Consider the following 16,696-nt stretch of genomic DNA (forward strand, 5'->3'; position numbering starts at 1 on the left):
GCTCTCGCTGGTCTCCGTCAAGAACTCCCGCAACAGATCATCCATGGGGTACGCCTTACTGAGCTGAACTTCGACGCCTGTGCCACGTCTGGAATCGGCGGAAGTCTTCGCTTTGGATCGTTAGACAACCCCTTTCACGGTCCCGTTAATTTCATCCTCCGTGCTAATACGGATATTGAAGAGAAGTTTGCGGTTCGACGGCATGCGCGAGCGCTTTTCGGCAAAACCCGCGCCGAGCCGTGACGGGAACGAGCGTTAGGTAAACGCGCCGATAACGGCAGGTCGATGCAAACGAAAAAAGTGCGTCCCTGAAGGGCGATACGCGCGGCCCGCGTGAAATCGAAGCCAATCACCCGCAATCGGATCGGCTCTCGCGACCACAACTTCGTGCACGGCCAGAAGCCGCACGGTCCGCATTTGCGGTAAACGAACGCTTACCTCGCCGCTGCTGCGGCCGGCGCCGCGCTAACCCATGCGCGAGGCCGCGGCAATGTCGTCGGGACGGTGCTCCGCGAGGCAATCGTTGATGGCGGCAAGAAGCGCGTGCGGCGTAAACGGCTTGCGCAGGCAGCGCGCCGCACCGAGCTCCAGTGCCATCCGCAGGAAATCGGGCGCAGGCGAATTCAGATTTGCAAAGGCGTAGCCGGACATAGCGACCAGCGGAATGGCGGGTGCCCTCTCGTGGAAGATCCTGATCGATTCGAACCCGCGCATGTGCGGCATGAAGATATCGATGATCATCAAATCGAACTGCCCGTGCTCGAGAGCGCGCAATCCTGCTTCACCTCCTTCGGCAATCGTCACTTGAAAATGGTTTCGCTGCAAATAGACATCGATGGCCATGCACACCATCGGGTCGTCGTCGACAACGAGAATATGGCGCAGATTTTCTGTCCCCGTTTGAGTTTCCCGTTTCGGCGATTCAATAATTGAATCGTGGGGCAAGCCTTTCTCCTCTGGTTGGGATCGAAGAATTGACGGTCGCGAGGGTCGGCGGGGGAACCAGCAAGGCGAAGGTGATGGACGCGAACTCTGCGGCCATGCGGCGCCATGGTTCGGAGCAATGACCGATCGCCGTAACCGCTCGTCCAACGAACGAGACTGCGCGACGTCCGATTGAGGCGCGGATCCAATGGTTCCGGCTCACGAGGCCCCCTTGCCACGTTTTCCCGCAAGCCTGTTGCAGGAGCGGCGCGCGAGTTCAGGAACGAATCGGCGCGCCGTTCTTAATTCCGCCGTAAATGCGACCGGCTGTCTGCCTCCCAACGGGTATATGGACGACACCACAACCTTTGAAATATAATTCTGCCGCCGTGCAACTGGATGACGAACCGGGCGCGGCGTCGATCATACGTCGCACATTTCGGATTGAGCCTGCATGACCGCGAGCGGCCACCCGTCCAACCAGCTGCTGCGAATGCTCGACGCGGCTGATCTCGATCTGCTGCGGCCTCATCTGGCGACGGTGGAAATGGTCAGGGAATCTGTCTTGGGCGAGGCCGGCACCCCGCTGAGATACGTCTACTTCCCGCACGGTGGAACCGTGTCGATCACGGTCGGCCTCTCGGAAGGACAAATGATCGAGGTGGCGATGCTGGGCCGCGATAGTGTCGTCGGTGGCGGCGCCGCGCTTGCCGACGGCTTCGCGTTGGCGGACGCGATCGTGCTGTTCCCCGGGACTGCTTCCATGCTCGAAATAGCGGCTTTCCGTGCCGTCGCTGCCGCGAGCATCTCGTTTCGCAGTCTGATGATCCGCCACGAGCAGGTCCTGCTCGCGCATGCGCAGCAATCATTACTCTGCAATACGCTGCACCCGGTCGAGGCACGCCTCGCGCGCTGGCTCCTGCGTGCTCGTGACCTGTCCGACAGCGATATCCTCCCGCTCACGCAGGAGGCGCTGGCGGAGATGATGGGCGTACGGCGCAACGCCATTTCCCTCGTCGCACATGCGCTCCAGCGCGGCGGCATCATCCATTACACCCGCGGGCAGATCGAAATCGTCGACCTGCCAGCGCTGCAGGCGACGTCCTGTGATTGCTATGCAGCAGTGAAGACCCACCACGCTGCGATACTCGGAATCCGGCAATGATGCCGACGCCAATGCGATGGGCTGCATGCCGCCATGCACACAATGCGGCGTCTGACGTAGTTGCCCGGATTACAATGTACCAATTGCCAATATATCCCGATGTGAACATGATGAAACTTACCCGCGCAGGGAATGAATTCGCTCGCCGCGCTGGACTGGCGCAGGAGACGGGAGGCAATTTTGGAAACGATGGTGCGTCCATCCAACGGTTTCCTGTCCGCGCTGTCGGCGGACGATTATGAATTGATCCGCCCATATCTGCGCACGATCGATCTGCCGCATGAAGCGGTGCTGGTCGAAACCGGCGAGACGCTCAAGCGTGCCTATTTTCCGCAACGCGGCGTCATCTCGCTGGTGGTGAAGCTCGCCAAGGGCGAGCATGTGCAGGTCGCCATGATCGGGCGCGACAGCCTGCTCGGAACGCTCTCGACCATGGGCGATGCCTGCGCGCTGAACACGGCGACCGTGCTGGTTCCCGGCGTCGCCTCCGTGATGGACCTCGACCGGCTGCGCGGTGCGGCCGACCAGAGCAACACCTTGCGGACCTTGCTCACACGCCATGGACTCGCGGTCTACGCGCAGGTTCAGCAGACCGCGGGCTGCAACGCCGCACATCCGGTGGAATCGCGACTGTCGCGCTGTTTGCTGCACACCCATGATCTGTCCGGCGACTATCGGCTGCTGCTGACCCAGGAGGCGATGGCGCAGATGATCGGCGCGCGGCGCAACAGCGTGTCGCTGGTCGCCAACACCTTGCAGCAGGCCAATTTCATCCATTACAGCCGCGGGCACATCCAGATCCTGAACCTGGAAGGCCTGCGCCAGACGGCGTGCGAGTGCTACGCCACCGTGAAGGCCCAGTACGACCGGCTGCTCGGCCAACACTGACCGGCGAGGTCGCGTGGTAAACCTGCGGCTAATGCCGGCCTGCAAACACAGATCGTCCTGCTACCGGAACTGAAATTCAAATGCCGTAGACACGAACGTGCCTCGCGCCGGGCGGGCCGCGCGACCAACGAGCCGTGACCAGGACAGGCAAACCCATGTTTGAAGTGACCGTCGCACCTGCGCAGAAGGTGCTCGATGCCGAACCCGCGCGCGAGCCAGGCGCATATGCGGCGCTCGTGCGCGAGATCGGCGAAGACGGCGCCGGTGAGGTGCGCACCGTGTTCTGGAGCGAAACCCGCACGCGGCTGCAACTGTTCCGTAGGCTTTCGCTCGCGCAGCATAACGCCAAAATCGCGCGCGAAGCGCATTCGCTGAAGAGCGCGGCCGCAACGTTCGGCTATGCCAGGCTCGCGGCGCTGGCGCTGCAGTTGGAGAAGTCCGCGGAGACGCTTCGAGAGGCCAAATTCCACGATCTGCTGGACCGGATGGACGCGGCCTTTGAGGCCGCGCGTGCGCAGGAACCGCAGACCTGACGGAGAGTGCGTGCAAAACCCGCCGTACTTCTACGGTTGGCGATTTTCACGGATGGCTAATCATGGGAGGCGATAGTCGCCGGAAACCAGGAGGGTTTCCATGTTCACCTACGAGACTGCGGACCAGAAAGAAGTCCGTCGCTTCCGCATCGCTCAATTCAACGGCCGCATGGCGACGGTGACGTCTGGCGAGGCGACGGTGACTGGCTTCGTGCGCTCGGTGCTGGAGCAGGAATCGAGCACTCCCCCGCGCTGGACCATCACGATCGTCCCGAACACGCCGAAGGAAGAGATCAAGCCGCTGCGGCCTTCGTCGCGCGCGCGTCCCTTCGCTGAAGACTATTTCTGAGCACGATCGGGGCCCGGAGTCTTCCGGGGTCTTGGCCTTCTAAGGTTTTGGGCGCGCCGCCGGTCGGCGGCGCAACAGAACAGCCTCAATCGATCGAATGCAGCAACGCCGCGCGGACAAGGTCCGCCGTATTGCGGGCACCGAGCTTGCGCATCGCCTCGGCACGATGGCTCTCGAACGTGCGCGGGCTGATCTGCATGCGAAGCGCGCCCTGCTTGTTCGAATAACCCTCGCTGATCAGCCGGAGCACCTCGCGTTCGCGCTTGGTCAGCCGCTTCTGGCCCGACAGGCCAACGAGCTCGGCGCTCTGCACATGCTGAGTTTGCTGTACGCGCGCGGCCTTCAATTCTGCGTCCTCGGCCCTGGACGCGAACGGCAAGCCACCGTTCTGGGGACCGGCGAGCTGCTTGACCAAGCCGCAAACGCGCTCGGTCTGCGCCAGCGCATTTTCCACCACCCGCTGCAAATAGACCCGATCGCCTGAGACGGGCGCGAGCTGGTCGCTGTGGTGCTTGATTTCGCCCATGTAGAGCAGGAGCGCAGTCAGGGGTCCGTTGAGCTCGCGGGCGATGGCGGCGGCCATTTCGTCGGCCGCCTTGGCACGGACGGCGTTCAGGCGGACGAAATCGAGCTCTTCAGCTGGAGCGGTGCTGCTGTCGTACCATTCCGACGGCCGCGAATCGGTGGCCGTATCATTCTGTGACCCCATGTGACCTGTTTAGCGGAACCAGGGCCGATCTGTGGTTAACTTTTTGCTCCGTAAGACTACGGTGATTTTGGCGGTTTTACGCTAAAAAATCGACATCGGCACAATTTATGCTTGCGCGGCGCCTCCGAGGAGCCCGCGGAGGTTGATAAACCTGCCCGCGCGGCGGGCAGCGGGACAGCTGCCCGGTTAACGGTCCAGTTACCAGCCCCGCCGACCATCCCCGGATTTTACGGATAAATTAACAATGACTTGCTTCTCTCAATCACGATTGAGAGCGCGCAAATGCCTCCATGCATCAGGCCTATAGGTCTTGCGGGAAACGCTGCGGAAGATTGCGTGCCATGAACGACATCGATCAGCTATCGGAATTCCTGCAGAGGCTGACCCCGCTGTCGCGCAGCTGTCTGCTCAGCGAGCTCGAGCGGCTCGAACTGTGCGGCGTCGACATGCCGGGCTCGTCCGGCGTTCAGGCCAAGCTTCGCGCCGAGTTTCGCAAGGACGGATCGACCCAGGCACGTGCCACCAATCCCTCACGCTACTTCTTTGCCCCGCTCGAGCTGTTGCTGATCGACGGCGCGCCCGAGCATGCCAATATGGGGCGGATCTCGCGCAACACGCTCACCCCGATCTGGGAGTGGATCTGCCGCGACCTGCTGCCGACCATGGCGCGCGACTACATCAAGGCGATCAACGACCAGGTCAACGCCAACAACCCCAAGGAAGTGCTGAAGACCGCATCGATCTTCCAGACCAAGGTCGTCAAGGTGCTCGAGAATACGCTGGCTTCAGCCGAGAGCGCTGAATTCGCCCGCGGCAAGCTCGCGCAGTACACCGCTTCGCGCACGGCCTTCGACGATGTGAGAAAGATGCAGCATGTGCTACGTGCCGGTGACGCGCTGCCGAAGTTCAACGAAAAACTGCCTGAGAAGATCGCGAAATTCGAGGACGGGCAGGTTGCCCAGATCACTGCTCAGCTCGACGCCTTCAAGAAATCCCGTCCCGATGCGCTGCCCTTCGCGCTGGCGCTTGTGGCGCGGCGCCTGAAGACGTCATGGCAATTGGTGCGCCTCGCCACCAAGCCCGCTGCCAGCAAGAGCGCGGCGGACATCGCCGCCACACGCTATGCCTGCGTCGTTCCCATGGTGCTCGACCGGCTCGACGACAAGCGGCTGGCTCTGAGGATCGCGCTGCGCCACAACCGGATCCTCATCGCGCGCGACCTGCTCGCCGATATCTACGACACCGAATACGCGCTCAAGGTCCGCATCGACGGCATCGAAAGTTGCGAATGGGGTATCCGGCTCCAGCAATTGATGGATGCGATCGCGGCGCTGGTCTCGGCAGAGGTCAGCCGCTTCCCTTCCAATGTCGGACACATCCTCGGCTCGCGCCGGCTGCGCAGCCACGACACGCTCGGCGGCAAGCTTTCCTATCTGGCCTGGAAGGGACGTGACGTTGTGCAGGATGGCGCGGCGGCGTTTCGCAAATTGATCGGGCAAACCTGATCCGGCGCTAGCGCGGCAGGCACAGGAAGCGATCGAGAAATCGCCCTGACAGCACGAATCTGAACCACCAATGCATCATTCGCCGCATCGACATAGCTGCAATCCTAAACAGCCCACCACCGGCTATCCGGACCAATAGCGCAGGTGCAGCAATACGCATGTGATGTGCTTCACACTCGCGCCATTGGGCCCGCGCGCATTGTCGCAGAACCGTCACGAGCGAAGACGAAACATGCGCGTATCGCGCGAAAATGAGTTCTTCGGCGAGGCGCCCGTCCCCTATTCTCCGATCCATCGCATGAGCATTGGGAAGGAGTTCACGATGAGATCGAACCGAAAGACATTGACGGTGGCGGCCTTGCTTGCGGGCGCGCTGGCGCTCACGTCGACGACGATGGCACAGACCTCGCCGCCGCAGGGAAATGCGGCGCCGACCGCCGACAACGCAGTCCTGCTCACCGTGTTCTTCAAGCACGACCAGTCCCGTCCGCTGAACGAGCTGAACGCGCAGCTCGAGAAGCAGGGCTACTACAAATCCTTCCCGCCGCCCGGAATCGAGGTCGTGAGCTGGTACGTGATGATGGGCATCGGCCAGGTGATTACGCTGCGCCTGCCGGCCTCGCGCTTACGCGAAGTCAATCGCATCGTCGAGGATACCGCGTGGGGTCCCTACCGCACCGAATTCTATCCGACCTACGACTACAAGGCCGTCGGCATGGCCCAACACGACAAGGCCACGGCCAATTGAGGAGTCCATTATTCAATTGGGCGAAGCGCAAACGGCTTCGTCCAATTACAGGACACGGGCGTGCGCGCCGCCAATCTGCGCACTGCGAAAATCGGGCGTGATTGTCGCACGCGCGTGCGCAACGCGCTGGCAGACGTAAAAACTTCTCGAAGGAGATCCGTACAATTTTAGAAATGATGCGTGCTTTAACGTTACCGAGATAATTCAACAATCGGCTGAAGCCCTCCATATTTGAAACTGCTCACGTCGCTAACACACCGAGACGGAACGGGAGTGGTTTGCGATGGACGATGCAATTATTGAACTCGCCGGACGGAGGCCAAAGACCTTCGGACGGCGAAAGGTGACGCCGCGCGCATGCGTGGCCGACGGCAAACGCCACTTGCGCGCCTTCATGAGCGAAGTGCTGGAGGATCTCGGTTTCGTCACCAGCGAATGCGCGAGCGCCGACGAGCTGCAGGCGATGCTGCCCAATGAGCTGCCGGATCTGATCCTGCTCGGCATCGCCGCCGATGGCATCGAGCCGGGAAAATTTTTGGAGATCCTGGTGCGCGAGGCCTTCGACGGCAAGGTTCTCGCGGTCGGCGCCCGCGAGTCGATCATCGTCAAGGCGGTGCAGCAGGTCGGCGAAGAATACGGCCTTGCGATGCTGCCGCCGCTGACCACGCCCTTCGCCGCGGAGACGCTGCGCGAGCGCGTCGCGATGCTGCTGCCGGAGGAGCCGGCGCCGAGCCCGGCCGTGCATGTCGGCGAAGCCTTGCATGCCGGCTGGCTCGAGCTTTGGTACCAGCCCAAGATCGACGCGCGCACGCTGGTCCGCAGCGGTGCCGAGGCCTTGGTGCGGATGCGGCACCCGACCTGGGGCGTGGTGCCTCCCGCTTATTTCATTCCCGAGGCGCACGATCCGCACTTCCGCGATCTCTCGGAATTCGTGATCGAGCGAGCCTTGCAGGACTGGCATTATCTCTTGGAGCGGCAGAGCCAGGTCGATCTCTCGATCAATTTGCCGGCGTCGTATCTGAAGGACCCGCAAGCCGTACACGATCTCTGCCGCCGCATGCCGACGCATCCTGCGTTCGGCGGGTTGACGATCGAGATCGACAGCGAGGAAGCGATCCGCGACCTCGATCTCCTTGTCGAGGTCGCACGCGAAATGAGCCTGCACAATATCGGCCTGTCGATCGACAATCTCGGCGCCAACTGGCCGGAGCTGATGGATTTGGGCAAGATTCCCTTCATCAAGCTCAAGGCCGACCGGCACTTCGTCACCGGCAGCGGCACCGATCGCCTCAAGCGCACGGTGTGCCGCCACATCGTCGAGCTTTCACATGGCTATGGCGTACGCGCCGTCGCCGAAGGCGTCGAGAGCCGCGCCGACCTCGTCGCCGCGAACGAGCTCGGCTTCGACTTCGTGCAAGGCTTTCTGTTCGGCAAGCCGATGCCGCTGAAGAAGTTTGCGCGGAGCACGCTGACGCGAACGGTAATGGACCCGGCCTGAGGCGCGCCGCCTCAGGCAAATCGCCGTGCGAAGAACACACAGACGACGACCAGCGCGGTCGCGGCGATCATGCTCCATGCGACCGGCTCGTGCAGCAGGAAGCCGGCGAGCGCGAGGCCCAGGAACGGCTGGAGCTGTTGCAACTGACCGACGCGGGCGATGCCGCCGATCGCGAGCCCGCGATACCAGAAGATGAAGCCGACGAACATGCTGAAGATCGAGACATAAGCGAGCCCGATCCAGGCGGGCACGCCGACGCCGCTCCATGTCGGCGGCCATGTCAGGATCACGACCGGCACCATCAGCGGCAGCGCCAGCAACAGCGCCCAGGAGATCACCTGCCAGCCGCCGAGGCGGCGCGACAGTGCCGCGCCTTCGGCATAGCCGAGCCCGCACAGCACGACCGCGGCAACCATCAGCAGGTCGCCTGTGAGCGATGCCGAACCATCGTTGGACAGGGCGAAGCCTACGACCGTTGCGCTGCCGAGGATCGCGAACAGCCAGAACAGCGGCTGCGGCCGCTCGCCGCCACGCAGCACCGCGAAGATCGCCGTCGACAATGGCAGCAGTCCGATGAAGACGATCGAATGCGCGGAGGTGATGTGCTGGAGCGCGAGCGCGGTCAGCAACGGGAAGCCGACCACGACGCCGATGGAAACGATGGCGAGCGAGATGAGATCCTTTCGTTCGGGCCGCGCCTGACGGAGCAGGCCGAGCACGGCCACACCGATCAGCGCCGCGATCACCGCGCGCACGGACGTCAGGAACAGCGCGGAGAAGCCGCCGACGGCCACACGCGTCGCCGGCAACGAGCCGCTGAAGATGATGACGCCGAGAAGCCCGTTGCCCCAGCCGCTGCCCGCAGATTGCATGTCCATCTCACTTTTCCTGGGCGCGGATACTCGGCCTTCTCAGGTGGCGCGACCAGTGACAATCCAGTACAATCCGGCAAAACTGTATGGGTATGGATGGTCATACACCTTGGAGATCGAAGCGCAATCGAAGGGACGAGGCGGAACACGAACCATCGACGTGATGAGCGCGATCCGCGCCAAGGTCGCCGGCCGCGCGCTCAGTGCCGGCGACCGCCTGCCGTCGATCCGCAGCCTTGCCGCGACGATGGGCGTTTCGCCCTCCACCGTGGTCGAAGCCTATGATCGCCTCGCCGCCGAAGGCCTGATCCGCGCCCGCCGCGGCTCGGGCTTCTATGTCTCGCCGACGGTCACGCCGCCGCTGGCGTTGACCGAAGCCGAACCGAGACGTGATCGTGAGGTCGATCCGTTCTGGGTCTCCAGGCAATCTCTCGACACGGACGATGCCGTGCCAAAACCCGGCTGCGGCTGGTTGCCGCCGGAGTGGATGCCGGGAGCGGCGCTGCGACGCGCCACCCGTGCGCTGGCCCGCTCTGATGCCAGCGTGCTGACGAATTACGGCTCGACGTCCGGCTCCCCTGGGCTGCGCCGGCTCCTGCTGACGCGCCTCGCCGAAGACGGGATCGAAACCTCGATCAACCAGCTGATGCTGACGGGCTCGGGCACGCAGGCAACCGATCTCATTTGCCGCTTCCTGCTCCGGCCCGGCGACACCGTGCTGGTCGACGATCCCTGCTACTTCAATTTTCGCGCGCTGCTGCGGGCGCATCAGGCCAGGATCGTCAGCGTGCCCTATACGCCGTCAGGCCCCGATGTCACTCGCTTCGAGCAGATTCTTGGCAGCGAGCGTCCCAGGCTCTACATCACCAATTCAGCGCTGCATAATCCGACGGGCGCGACAATCTCGCTCCAGACCGCGCACCGGCTGTTGACCGCAGCCGCCGCCCACGACCTCACCATCGTCGAGGACGACATTTTTGGTGACTTCGAGCCGGAGCGCTCGCCGCGCCTGGCCGCGCTCGACGGATTGAACCGCGTGATCCGCATCGGCAGCTTCTCCAAGACGCTGTCGGCCTCGGTGCGCTGCGGCTACATCGCTGCGCGGGCCGACTGGATCGAGCACCTCGTCGACCTCCAGGTCGCAACCAGCTTTGGCGGCCCGAGTCCGGTCGCGACCGAAATCATCGCCAAGGTTTTGGCCGGCGGCAGCTATCGCAAGCACATGGACGAACTCCGGCAAAAGCTCACGCGCACCCGCCGCGACGTCGCACGAAAACTTCAGGCGCTGGGCATCGAGCCTTGGCTGATGCCGCGCGGCGGCTTCTTCCTCTGGTGCCGCCTCGCCGACGGACAAGACGCCACAGCCGTTGCGCGCGCTGCGCTCGAAGAGGATGTGGTGCTGGCGCCGGGCAACGTGTTCAGCGTCTCGCAGACGGCGTCGAGCTTCATGCGGTTCAACGTGGCGCATATGAACGATCCGCGGATGTGGGATGTATTGCGGCGGGCGTTGAAGGCGAAGCCGATTGAGCGCTAGTACAACGGCTCCTCATATACCGGCTCGCCGTCGAGCAGCAGCCGCTTGATGGCGGCGCGGCCCGAGGGGAGCACGGCGGCGACGACGCGCAGCTTCTGCTGGTTGCGGGCCTGCTCGAGCTTCTTGCCCTCGCCTTCGGGCACGAAATAGCTTTCGAGACCGTATTTGATCTGGAGCTTGTCGCAGAAGGTGCGGCTGGTCGAGCCGCAGGAATAGGTGACGCGGCCGCGGATCAGGATTTCGGGAGCCGTGACCGTGACAGGCTCGGCGGACACCGAGACGGCCTCGTAAAGCCCGTTGGCATTGGGCGCGAGTTTGACGAACACGACGGGATTGCGCGTCTCGGCCGTCTTGCCGGAGAGCGCTCCGGCCGGCAGCTGCGAGATGTCGTAGCGGAGCACGACGTAATCGCCGCGCAGGAGATCGCGGGGATCGACCGGCTGCGTCTGCAAGGTCACCTCACGTCCCTCGCGCAGGATCTGCATCCGGTCGGCGACCATCAGGACCAGCAGCACGCATTGAAGCAGGACGGCGACGCCGAACAGCACGGCTTTCGGAATGCGTTGCCAGAATTTTGTAATGGACTCGATCATCGCTCAGCCCTCGGCAGCGCGCGGTTGAGCACGGTTGCGAATACGACGGCGATGATGCCGGCCACCGCGAGGAAGGCCGAACGACGCAGCAGCGAGCCCTTCACCGCCCAGGTGATGCCCGCAATGACGCCGGCGATCCCGAGCCAGCCGGCCACGATGCGCGGACGCACGTCGTCGAGCACGCCGGAAACGACGAGACACAGCATGGCGCAGAGCAACGCGGCATAGGCGAACCAGGGCTCGCCGGCCGCGGATGCCGGCCAGATCGGCGCCGCGAGCAGCACGAGCCCGATCGCGCATGCGGCCAGGATTTCACCTGCGCGCCTGGTGATGCCGGCGGACGCGAGCGCGAGGATCACGCCCGCAGCTCCGCACAGGATTGCCCAGAGCGGCTGGGCTGGCGCGGTGCCGGTCCGGAAGTGAATGAGATCGTCAACCGTCGTCACCTCCAGGAAGGCAACGATGGCTAGCGAAAACGCGCCGTAGATCGACAGAACGCTCCCGAGCAGAACCGCCCGCGGCGAGCGCGTTGCGGCGGTCGCAAGTCCGGCGCCGAACAGCAGGGCCGCGCCGTTCGCGAGCACGAAGGACGGCTGAAGGCCACCGAGGTCGAAGCGAAGCGAGGTCGCAATCCACCACGGCAACACCGCGATTGCGACGAGGTGGGCAGCGACTCGGGAATTCCACGCAAGCGCGAGAGCGGCGGCGATCAGCCACACCGCCACGAACGGAAGATGCACGACATCGGGCGCGTCATAGCTGCGCATGCAGGTCCAGATGCAGGCGGCGACGAGACCGACCGCGAGCGCGCCGCGCGAGCCGGTCAGCAGCGCGGCGGCGAACGCACCGATCGACCACAGCAGCATGCCGCCGGCAAAGTCGTCGCCGAGATGATACATCTGGCCGACCAGCGCGATGCCCGCGCCGAAGATGATGGCGCCGATGCTGGCGCCAAGGTCGGCAAGAACAGTGCGGCCCGTTGTAGCGAACCACGCGCCGAGGCCGCCGGCGGCCACCATGCCGGCAAGCAGGATCGCGAACCGCAACAGCCGCGCGATCTCGGTCCAGTGCGCAGCGACGAAGGCAAGGAATGCGGCCGCGATCAACAGGCCGCCGACGATACCGACCACCACCGCGATGTTGATGCCGGGCGACAACGGCGGCAGCACATTGCGGATGGAGAGGGCCGCGGCCGGCGCGATCACGCCGTCGGCTTCCCATTGTGCAAGGTCGGCTTCTAGGCGCTGCCGGTAGGCTTTGTCGAACATTGTCTTGAATGACCTGATTCCGTGCCCGCCGGCGGGCTGTTGCTAGGTCGGCCCCCACCTCTAACAGGTTCAACCTAACACCGCCTGCTAGCCGACCAAACTTCGTTCACGGATCGCCTGCGCGCCCGCCAAAATGCCGCGCTGAAGCGCACGTGCGGCCGGCGAAAGGTCGCGGCCGATGCGCCAGAGCAAATAAAGCTCGCGCTCGATGACGGGATCGACCAGCTTGCGCCAGGTGAGAACGGGATGATCGGCCTCCGGCCAGGCAAGACTCGGCAGCGGCGCAACGCCGACGCCGGCCTCGACCAGCGCCAGCAAGGTCGCCGGATGCTCGGCTTCGTGGATCGGCGTGCCCTGATTGAGGTCCGCGACGCCGCGCTCGATCTCGAGCCGGATGCCGGTGCCTGACGCCATCACCACGAGGCCTGCCTTCGACGCCTCCGTCCAACTGACGGCGTCTCGCGCGCTGAGCGGATGATCGCGGCGCATCACCAGCGCGAAATTGTCGACCAGCAGGCGCGAGGCATCGAGTTCGGGATCGTCGCCAGGCACATTGGCGATCCCGAGATCGACATCGCCGCCGCGCAGTGCTGCAAAAATCTGGTGCCGCGAAATCTCCTTCAGCGTCACCGCCACCATCGGATGCTCGCGCTGGAATGCGGCGAGCACGCGCGGCATCAGCCGCAGCGCCACCGACGGCACGCAGGCCACCGTGACGTGACCGCGGCGATGTTCGCGCAGGTCGCGCAGATCCTGGAGCTGGTGATCGAGATCGGCGAGCAGGCGCTGGATGCCCGGCATGAAATCCGCGCCGACCTTGCTGAGCTGAAGCTTTCGCGTGGTGCGATCGAGCAGCCGCACCCGCAAGCCATCCTCGAGTTGGCGCACCGCCTGGCTGACGGCGGATTGCGACATCCCGAGCGCACGCGCCGCCGCACTGAAGCTGCCGGTCTCGACGACACGGACGAAGGCGCGGAGCTGTTTCAGGTCGAGCTGATCTATCATTCTAGCTTATAAATATATCTCTCTATTCCGGATTGTTAATGAAAACCTCCAGTGCAAGGATTTTGAGCGAAGACCGGGAATGACCATCAATTAGGCAGAATAGGCGTAACCTACTGTTCTAACAAGCCAAAGGACTGGGACGTGATCAACAGACGCGACCTCATGAAATATTCGCTGCTGGGCGCGGCGGCGGCGCCGCTGGCCGGCCTCAGCACCCCGGGCTTCGCGGCCGGCGCCAAGGTGGCGATCGCCGAGGCGCTGCGGCTTGGCATGTACAACTCGCTTTATGTCGCCGCGGACAAGGGGCTGTTCGCCAAGCACGCCCTGGACGCCGACCTCACCACGGCCGGCGGCATCGCGCTGCCGGTGCCGATCCTGCTTTCGGGGCGCAGCCAGATCGGCGTGACCAGCCCTGGCATGTCGGTCAACGCGGTGCGCGAGGGCGGCAAGATCAAGAACATCGCAAAGATCGTCGGCGGCGTGTCGATGTGGGGCATCGCCAGGCCCGACAGCAAGATCAGGACGATCGATGATCTGCGCGGCAAGACCATCGCGACGCTGAAATTCCCCTCCTCGACCATCCAAGTGCCGACCTACGCGATCAAGACCATCGGCAAGTTCGATCCGAAGGAGGCCGGCGTCATCTTCCTCGAACTGCCGCCGGGCGCGCAGGCCGCCGCGGTGAAGGACGGCCGCGCCGACATCGCCACCGCCTTCGAATGGGACGTCAGCATCGCCGCCGAGCAATTTGGTCTCGTTCCGGTGCTGTCCTTTGCGGACGCGCTGGGCTCACTTTGCTTCACTACGGCGATGGCGACGGAAGAGACCATCGCGACCAACCCGGCCGCGGTGCAGGGTTTTTGCAACGCGATTGCGGAAGCGCAGAAGCTGATGCACGAGGACAACGGGGTCTTCACCGAGGTTGCGGAAAAGTATTTCCCGAAGGTCACGCCGTCGGTGGTCGCGAGCGCGACCAAGAACTTCTTCGGGTCGAAGACCGCGATCCCGCGCAACCCCACCATCTCCGCGGACGAATGGGACCGCGCGATGCAGCTCGAGCAGGGCGGCGGCGCGGTGCAGAGCGCGCTTCCCTACGCGCAGATGGTCGACAACCGTTTTGCCGAGCAGGCCACCAAGCAGTTCGGTCTCGCGTCATGACAGTGAACACCTCTCCCGCGCGCGAACAGCGCTACGTCACGCTGCCGGCGCGGCCCGAACCGCTTCGCCTCGCGGTCGACGAGACTGCGGTCATCGTCGTCGACATGCAGAACGCCTATGCCTCACAGAGCGGCTATCTCGATCTCGCCGGCTTCGACATATCGGGCGCCAAGGCGGCGATCACGGCGATCCAGGATGTACTCAGTGTCGCGCGCGGCGCCGGCGTTCCCGTGATTTTCTTCCAGAACGGCTGGGACGCCGACTACGTCGAGGCCGGCGGCCCGGGCTCGCCGAACTGGCACAAATCGAACGCGCTGAAGACGATGCGCAAGCGGCCCGAGCTGCAAGGCAAGCTGCTCGCCAAGGGCGGCTGGGACTATGCGCTGGTCGACGATCTCCAGCCGAAGCCCGGCGACATCGTGGTGCCCAAGACGCGCTACAGCGGCTTCTTCAACAGCCAGTTCGACAGCATTTTGCGCGCCCGCGGCATCCGCAACCTCGTGTTCTGCGGTATCGCCACCAATGTCTGCGTGGAATCGACGCTGCGCGACGGCTTTCACCTCGAATATTTCGGCGTGATGCTGGAGGACGCGACGCACCAGGCGGGCCCCGACTACATCCAGAAGGCCTCCATCTTCAACATCGAGACATTCTTCGGCTGGGTCTCGTCCGCGAGCGACTTCCGCCGCGCCTTTGCCCAGACCGAAGCCATTCCCACAGAAGAGGACACGCCATGACCGACCGCGCCATCATTCCAGCAGGCACCCACGCGCCCATCGCCCCGTTCTCGCCGGGCATGATGGCCGACAACGTCATCTACGTCTCGGGCACGCTGGCGTTCGATGCCAACAACGACGTCGTCCATGAGGGCGACGCCGCCGGCCAGACCCGACACATTCTCGAGACCATCAAGCGCGTACTGGAGACCGCGGGATCAAGTCTTGCGGACGTCACCTTCAACTCGATCTTCGTCACCGACTGGGCCAACTACGCCGCGGTCAACAAGGTCTATGCCGAATATTTTCCGGGCGAGAAACCGGCGCGCTTCTGCATCCAGTGCGGCCTCGTGAAGCCCGCATGCCTCGTCGAGATCGCCTCGATCGCACACAAGAGGCCGTGAAATGGCCGTTCTCGATGCTGGCCAAGCCGCGGTGACGGGCGCCCGCTTCAGGCTGCCGTCCGCACTGCGCATCGCGCTGCTCCAGATCGCGCTGCTGGTCGCGCTACTTGCGGCTTGGGAGCTTGCGATCCGCTTCGGCCTGATCGCGGTCTATCTCTACGGCCAGCCGAGCGGCATCATCGCAAAAGGAGCCAAGCTGATCGGCAGCGGTGAGCTGCTGCGCGACGCAGCCCTGACGGCGTGGGAAGCCATCGCCGGCTTCCTGATTGGAACGGTACTCGGCAGCGCGGCCGGGCTCGCGCTCTGGCTGGTCCCGACCGGCGCCGCGGTGCTGCGGCCCTATCTCATCGCCCTCAACGGGTTGCCGAAGATTGCGTTGGCGCCGCTGATCATCGTCTGGTTCGGCATCGGCCTCTCCTCGAAGATCGCGATTGCCGCGATCATCACTTTCATCGTCGCTGTCATCACGGCGCTGCAAGGGGCGAAGGAGGTCGACGCCGATCTCGTCAAGCTGCTGCGTTCGCTTGGTGCCAGCCGCGTGAAGACCTGGCGCACCGTGATCGTGCCCGGCGCGATGCCGTGGATCGTCGCGGCCTTCCGCCTCAATGTCGGCTTCGCCCTGATCGGCGCAGTCGTCGGCGAGTACATCGCCTCCAAGGAGGGCCTCGGCTACATGATCTACTACGCCGGCGTGCTCTACGACCTCAACGCAGTCTGGGTCGGCATTGCGACGCTGATGGTGGTGGCTCTGTTGATGTACGGCGCGATCGATTTGATCGAACGGCGACTGCGCTCCCGATCCTGAACGACATCAATCCAACAGCTGG

Annotated in this window: 19 protein-coding genes; 13 read left to right on the forward strand and 6 right to left on the reverse strand. The window is 63.9% G+C overall.

The features are described 5' to 3' along the window. On the forward strand, nucleotides 1–243 hold a 243-nt coding region (locus tag IVB29_RS02590), incomplete at its 5' end, for a hypothetical protein (RefSeq protein ID WP_247501836.1). Nucleotides 244–465: 222 nt separating this feature from the next. Here IVB29_RS02590 and IVB29_RS02595 read toward each other — a convergent pair. Next, nucleotides 466–945 carry a response regulator gene (locus tag IVB29_RS02595; RefSeq protein ID WP_247501837.1) on the reverse strand — a complete coding sequence of 160 codons (480 nt, stop codon included), beginning with the start codon at nucleotides 943–945 and terminating at the stop codon, nucleotides 466–468. Between the two features lie 433 nt (nucleotides 946–1,378). Between IVB29_RS02595 and IVB29_RS02600 the strand changes: the two genes are divergently transcribed. The 4 genes from IVB29_RS02600 to IVB29_RS02615 all read left to right on the forward strand — a co-directional run bounded on the left by IVB29_RS02600 (nucleotide 1,379) and on the right by IVB29_RS02615 (nucleotide 3,859). Further along, the gene (locus IVB29_RS02600; protein ID WP_247501838.1) at nucleotides 1,379–2,089 is read left to right on the forward strand and encodes a Crp/Fnr family transcriptional regulator; all 711 of its coding nucleotides are present in this window, start codon (nucleotides 1,379–1,381) and stop codon (nucleotides 2,087–2,089) included. A 189-nt stretch (nucleotides 2,090–2,278) separates the two neighbouring features. Continuing rightward, a complete protein-coding gene (locus IVB29_RS02605) occupies nucleotides 2,279–2,977 on the forward strand; it encodes a Crp/Fnr family transcriptional regulator (RefSeq protein WP_247501839.1) in 699 nt (232 codons plus the stop codon). Between the two features lie 155 nt (nucleotides 2,978–3,132). Continuing rightward, a complete protein-coding gene (locus tag IVB29_RS02610; protein WP_247502335.1) occupies nucleotides 3,133–3,510 on the forward strand; it encodes an Hpt domain-containing protein in 378 nt (125 codons plus the stop codon). A gap of 100 nt (nucleotides 3,511–3,610) precedes the next feature. Then, nucleotides 3,611–3,859, forward strand: coding sequence for a hypothetical protein (locus tag IVB29_RS02615; RefSeq protein WP_247501840.1), 249 nt, complete (start codon nucleotides 3,611–3,613; stop codon nucleotides 3,857–3,859). Nucleotides 3,860–3,944: 85 nt separating this feature from the next. Here IVB29_RS02615 and IVB29_RS02620 read toward each other — a convergent pair whose 3' ends face one another. Continuing rightward, a complete protein-coding gene (locus IVB29_RS02620; RefSeq protein ID WP_247501841.1) occupies nucleotides 3,945–4,568 on the reverse strand; it encodes a helix-turn-helix transcriptional regulator in 624 nt (207 codons plus the stop codon). A 341-nt stretch (nucleotides 4,569–4,909) separates the two neighbouring features. On the opposite strand from IVB29_RS02620, the gene IVB29_RS02625 reads away from it, so the two are divergent. The 3 genes from IVB29_RS02625 to IVB29_RS02635 all read left to right on the forward strand — a co-directional run bounded on the left by IVB29_RS02625 (nucleotide 4,910) and on the right by IVB29_RS02635 (nucleotide 8,319). Then, complete coding sequence (locus tag IVB29_RS02625; protein ID WP_247501842.1) at nucleotides 4,910–6,073, forward strand: hypothetical protein; 1,164 nt, start codon at nucleotides 4,910–4,912, stop codon at nucleotides 6,071–6,073. Between the two features lie 322 nt (nucleotides 6,074–6,395). Continuing rightward, nucleotides 6,396–6,821: a hypothetical protein gene (locus tag IVB29_RS02630; RefSeq protein ID WP_247501843.1), complete on the forward strand. Its 426-nt coding sequence runs from the start codon at nucleotides 6,396–6,398 to the stop codon at nucleotides 6,819–6,821. Nucleotides 6,822–7,104: 283 nt separating this feature from the next. Beyond that, nucleotides 7,105–8,319, forward strand: coding sequence for an EAL domain-containing response regulator (locus tag IVB29_RS02635; RefSeq protein WP_247501844.1), 1,215 nt, complete (start codon nucleotides 7,105–7,107; stop codon nucleotides 8,317–8,319). 11 nt (nucleotides 8,320–8,330) lie between these two features. On the opposite strand, the gene IVB29_RS02640 is transcribed toward IVB29_RS02635, so the two are convergent. Next, nucleotides 8,331–9,191: a DMT family transporter gene (locus IVB29_RS02640; protein ID WP_247502336.1), complete on the reverse strand. Its 861-nt coding sequence runs from the start codon at nucleotides 9,189–9,191 to the stop codon at nucleotides 8,331–8,333. 163 nt (nucleotides 9,192–9,354) lie between these two features. Between IVB29_RS02640 and IVB29_RS02645 the strand changes: the two genes are divergently transcribed. Further along, the gene (locus IVB29_RS02645; RefSeq protein ID WP_247501845.1) at nucleotides 9,355–10,725 is read left to right on the forward strand and encodes a PLP-dependent aminotransferase family protein; all 1,371 of its coding nucleotides are present in this window, start codon (nucleotides 9,355–9,357) and stop codon (nucleotides 10,723–10,725) included. Here IVB29_RS02645 and IVB29_RS02650 read toward each other — a convergent pair. The 3 genes from IVB29_RS02650 to IVB29_RS02660 form a co-directional block, all read right to left on the reverse strand. Beyond that, nucleotides 10,722–11,318, reverse strand: a complete 597-nt coding sequence (locus IVB29_RS02650; protein WP_247501846.1) for a GDYXXLXY domain-containing protein — start codon at nucleotides 11,316–11,318, stop codon at nucleotides 10,722–10,724. The genes IVB29_RS02645 and IVB29_RS02650 overlap by 4 nt on opposite strands. Further along, entirely contained in the window at nucleotides 11,315–12,586 is a 1,272-nt protein-coding gene (locus tag IVB29_RS02655; protein ID WP_247501847.1) for a DUF2157 domain-containing protein, read from the reverse strand. Before IVB29_RS02655 ends, IVB29_RS02650 begins: the two co-directional genes overlap by 4 nt. 87 nt (nucleotides 12,587–12,673) lie before the next feature. Beyond that, entirely contained in the window at nucleotides 12,674–13,591 is a 918-nt protein-coding gene (locus tag IVB29_RS02660; protein WP_247501848.1) for a LysR family transcriptional regulator, read from the reverse strand. 141 nt (nucleotides 13,592–13,732) lie between these two features. On the opposite strand from IVB29_RS02660, the gene IVB29_RS02665 reads away from it, so the two are divergent. Genes IVB29_RS02665 through IVB29_RS02680 form a run of 4 tightly spaced genes read left to right on the forward strand, consistent with a single transcriptional unit; the run spans nucleotide 13,733 to nucleotide 16,674 of the window. Continuing rightward, nucleotides 13,733–14,749, forward strand: coding sequence for an ABC transporter substrate-binding protein (locus IVB29_RS02665; RefSeq protein WP_247501849.1), 1,017 nt, complete (start codon nucleotides 13,733–13,735; stop codon nucleotides 14,747–14,749). Beyond that, nucleotides 14,746–15,486: a pyrimidine utilization protein B gene (gene rutB, locus IVB29_RS02670; RefSeq protein ID WP_247501850.1), complete on the forward strand. Its 741-nt coding sequence runs from the start codon at nucleotides 14,746–14,748 to the stop codon at nucleotides 15,484–15,486. Before IVB29_RS02665 ends, rutB begins: the two co-directional genes overlap by 4 nt. Further along, a complete protein-coding gene (gene rutC / locus IVB29_RS02675; protein WP_247501851.1) occupies nucleotides 15,483–15,869 on the forward strand; it encodes a pyrimidine utilization protein C in 387 nt (128 codons plus the stop codon). Before rutB ends, rutC begins: the two co-directional genes overlap by 4 nt. Before the next feature lies 1 nt (nucleotide 15,870). Then, complete coding sequence (locus IVB29_RS02680; RefSeq protein WP_247501852.1) at nucleotides 15,871–16,674, forward strand: ABC transporter permease; 804 nt, start codon at nucleotides 15,871–15,873, stop codon at nucleotides 16,672–16,674. The last annotated feature ends 22 nt before the right edge of the window (nucleotides 16,675–16,696 follow it).

It is taken from the genome of Bradyrhizobium sp. 1 (assembly GCF_023073315.1).
Taxonomy (GTDB): domain Bacteria; phylum Pseudomonadota; class Alphaproteobacteria; order Rhizobiales; family Xanthobacteraceae; genus Bradyrhizobium.

Coding starts and splice junctions, on each gene's coding strand:
- IVB29_RS02600 (WP_247501838.1), top strand. CDS start 1,379: ATGACCGCGAGCGGCCACCCGTCCAACCAGCTGCTGCGAATGCTCGAC.
- IVB29_RS02605 (WP_247501839.1), top strand. CDS start 2,279: ATGGTGCGTCCATCCAACGGTTTCCTGTCCGCGCTGTCGGCGGACGAT.
- IVB29_RS02610 (WP_247502335.1), top strand. CDS start 3,133: ATGTTTGAAGTGACCGTCGCACCTGCGCAGAAGGTGCTCGATGCCGAA.
- IVB29_RS02615 (WP_247501840.1), top strand. CDS start 3,611: ATGTTCACCTACGAGACTGCGGACCAGAAAGAAGTCCGTCGCTTCCGC.
- IVB29_RS02620 (WP_247501841.1), bottom strand. CDS start 4,568: ATGGGGTCACAGAATGATACGGCCACCGATTCGCGGCCGTCGGAATGG.
- IVB29_RS02625 (WP_247501842.1), top strand. CDS start 4,910: ATGAACGACATCGATCAGCTATCGGAATTCCTGCAGAGGCTGACCCCG.
- IVB29_RS02630 (WP_247501843.1), top strand. CDS start 6,396: ATGAGATCGAACCGAAAGACATTGACGGTGGCGGCCTTGCTTGCGGGC.
- IVB29_RS02635 (WP_247501844.1), top strand. CDS start 7,105: ATGGACGATGCAATTATTGAACTCGCCGGACGGAGGCCAAAGACCTTC.
- IVB29_RS02640 (WP_247502336.1), bottom strand. CDS start 9,191: ATGCAATCTGCGGGCAGCGGCTGGGGCAACGGGCTTCTCGGCGTCATC.
- IVB29_RS02645 (WP_247501845.1), top strand. CDS start 9,355: ATGAGCGCGATCCGCGCCAAGGTCGCCGGCCGCGCGCTCAGTGCCGGC.
- IVB29_RS02650 (WP_247501846.1), bottom strand. CDS start 11,318: ATGATCGAGTCCATTACAAAATTCTGGCAACGCATTCCGAAAGCCGTG.
- IVB29_RS02655 (WP_247501847.1), bottom strand. CDS start 12,586: ATGTTCGACAAAGCCTACCGGCAGCGCCTAGAAGCCGACCTTGCACAA.
- IVB29_RS02660 (WP_247501848.1), bottom strand. CDS start 13,591: ATGATAGATCAGCTCGACCTGAAACAGCTCCGCGCCTTCGTCCGTGTC.
- rutB (WP_247501850.1), top strand. CDS start 14,746: ATGACAGTGAACACCTCTCCCGCGCGCGAACAGCGCTACGTCACGCTG.
- rutC (WP_247501851.1), top strand. CDS start 15,483: ATGACCGACCGCGCCATCATTCCAGCAGGCACCCACGCGCCCATCGCC.
- IVB29_RS02680 (WP_247501852.1), top strand. CDS start 15,871: ATGGCCGTTCTCGATGCTGGCCAAGCCGCGGTGACGGGCGCCCGCTTC.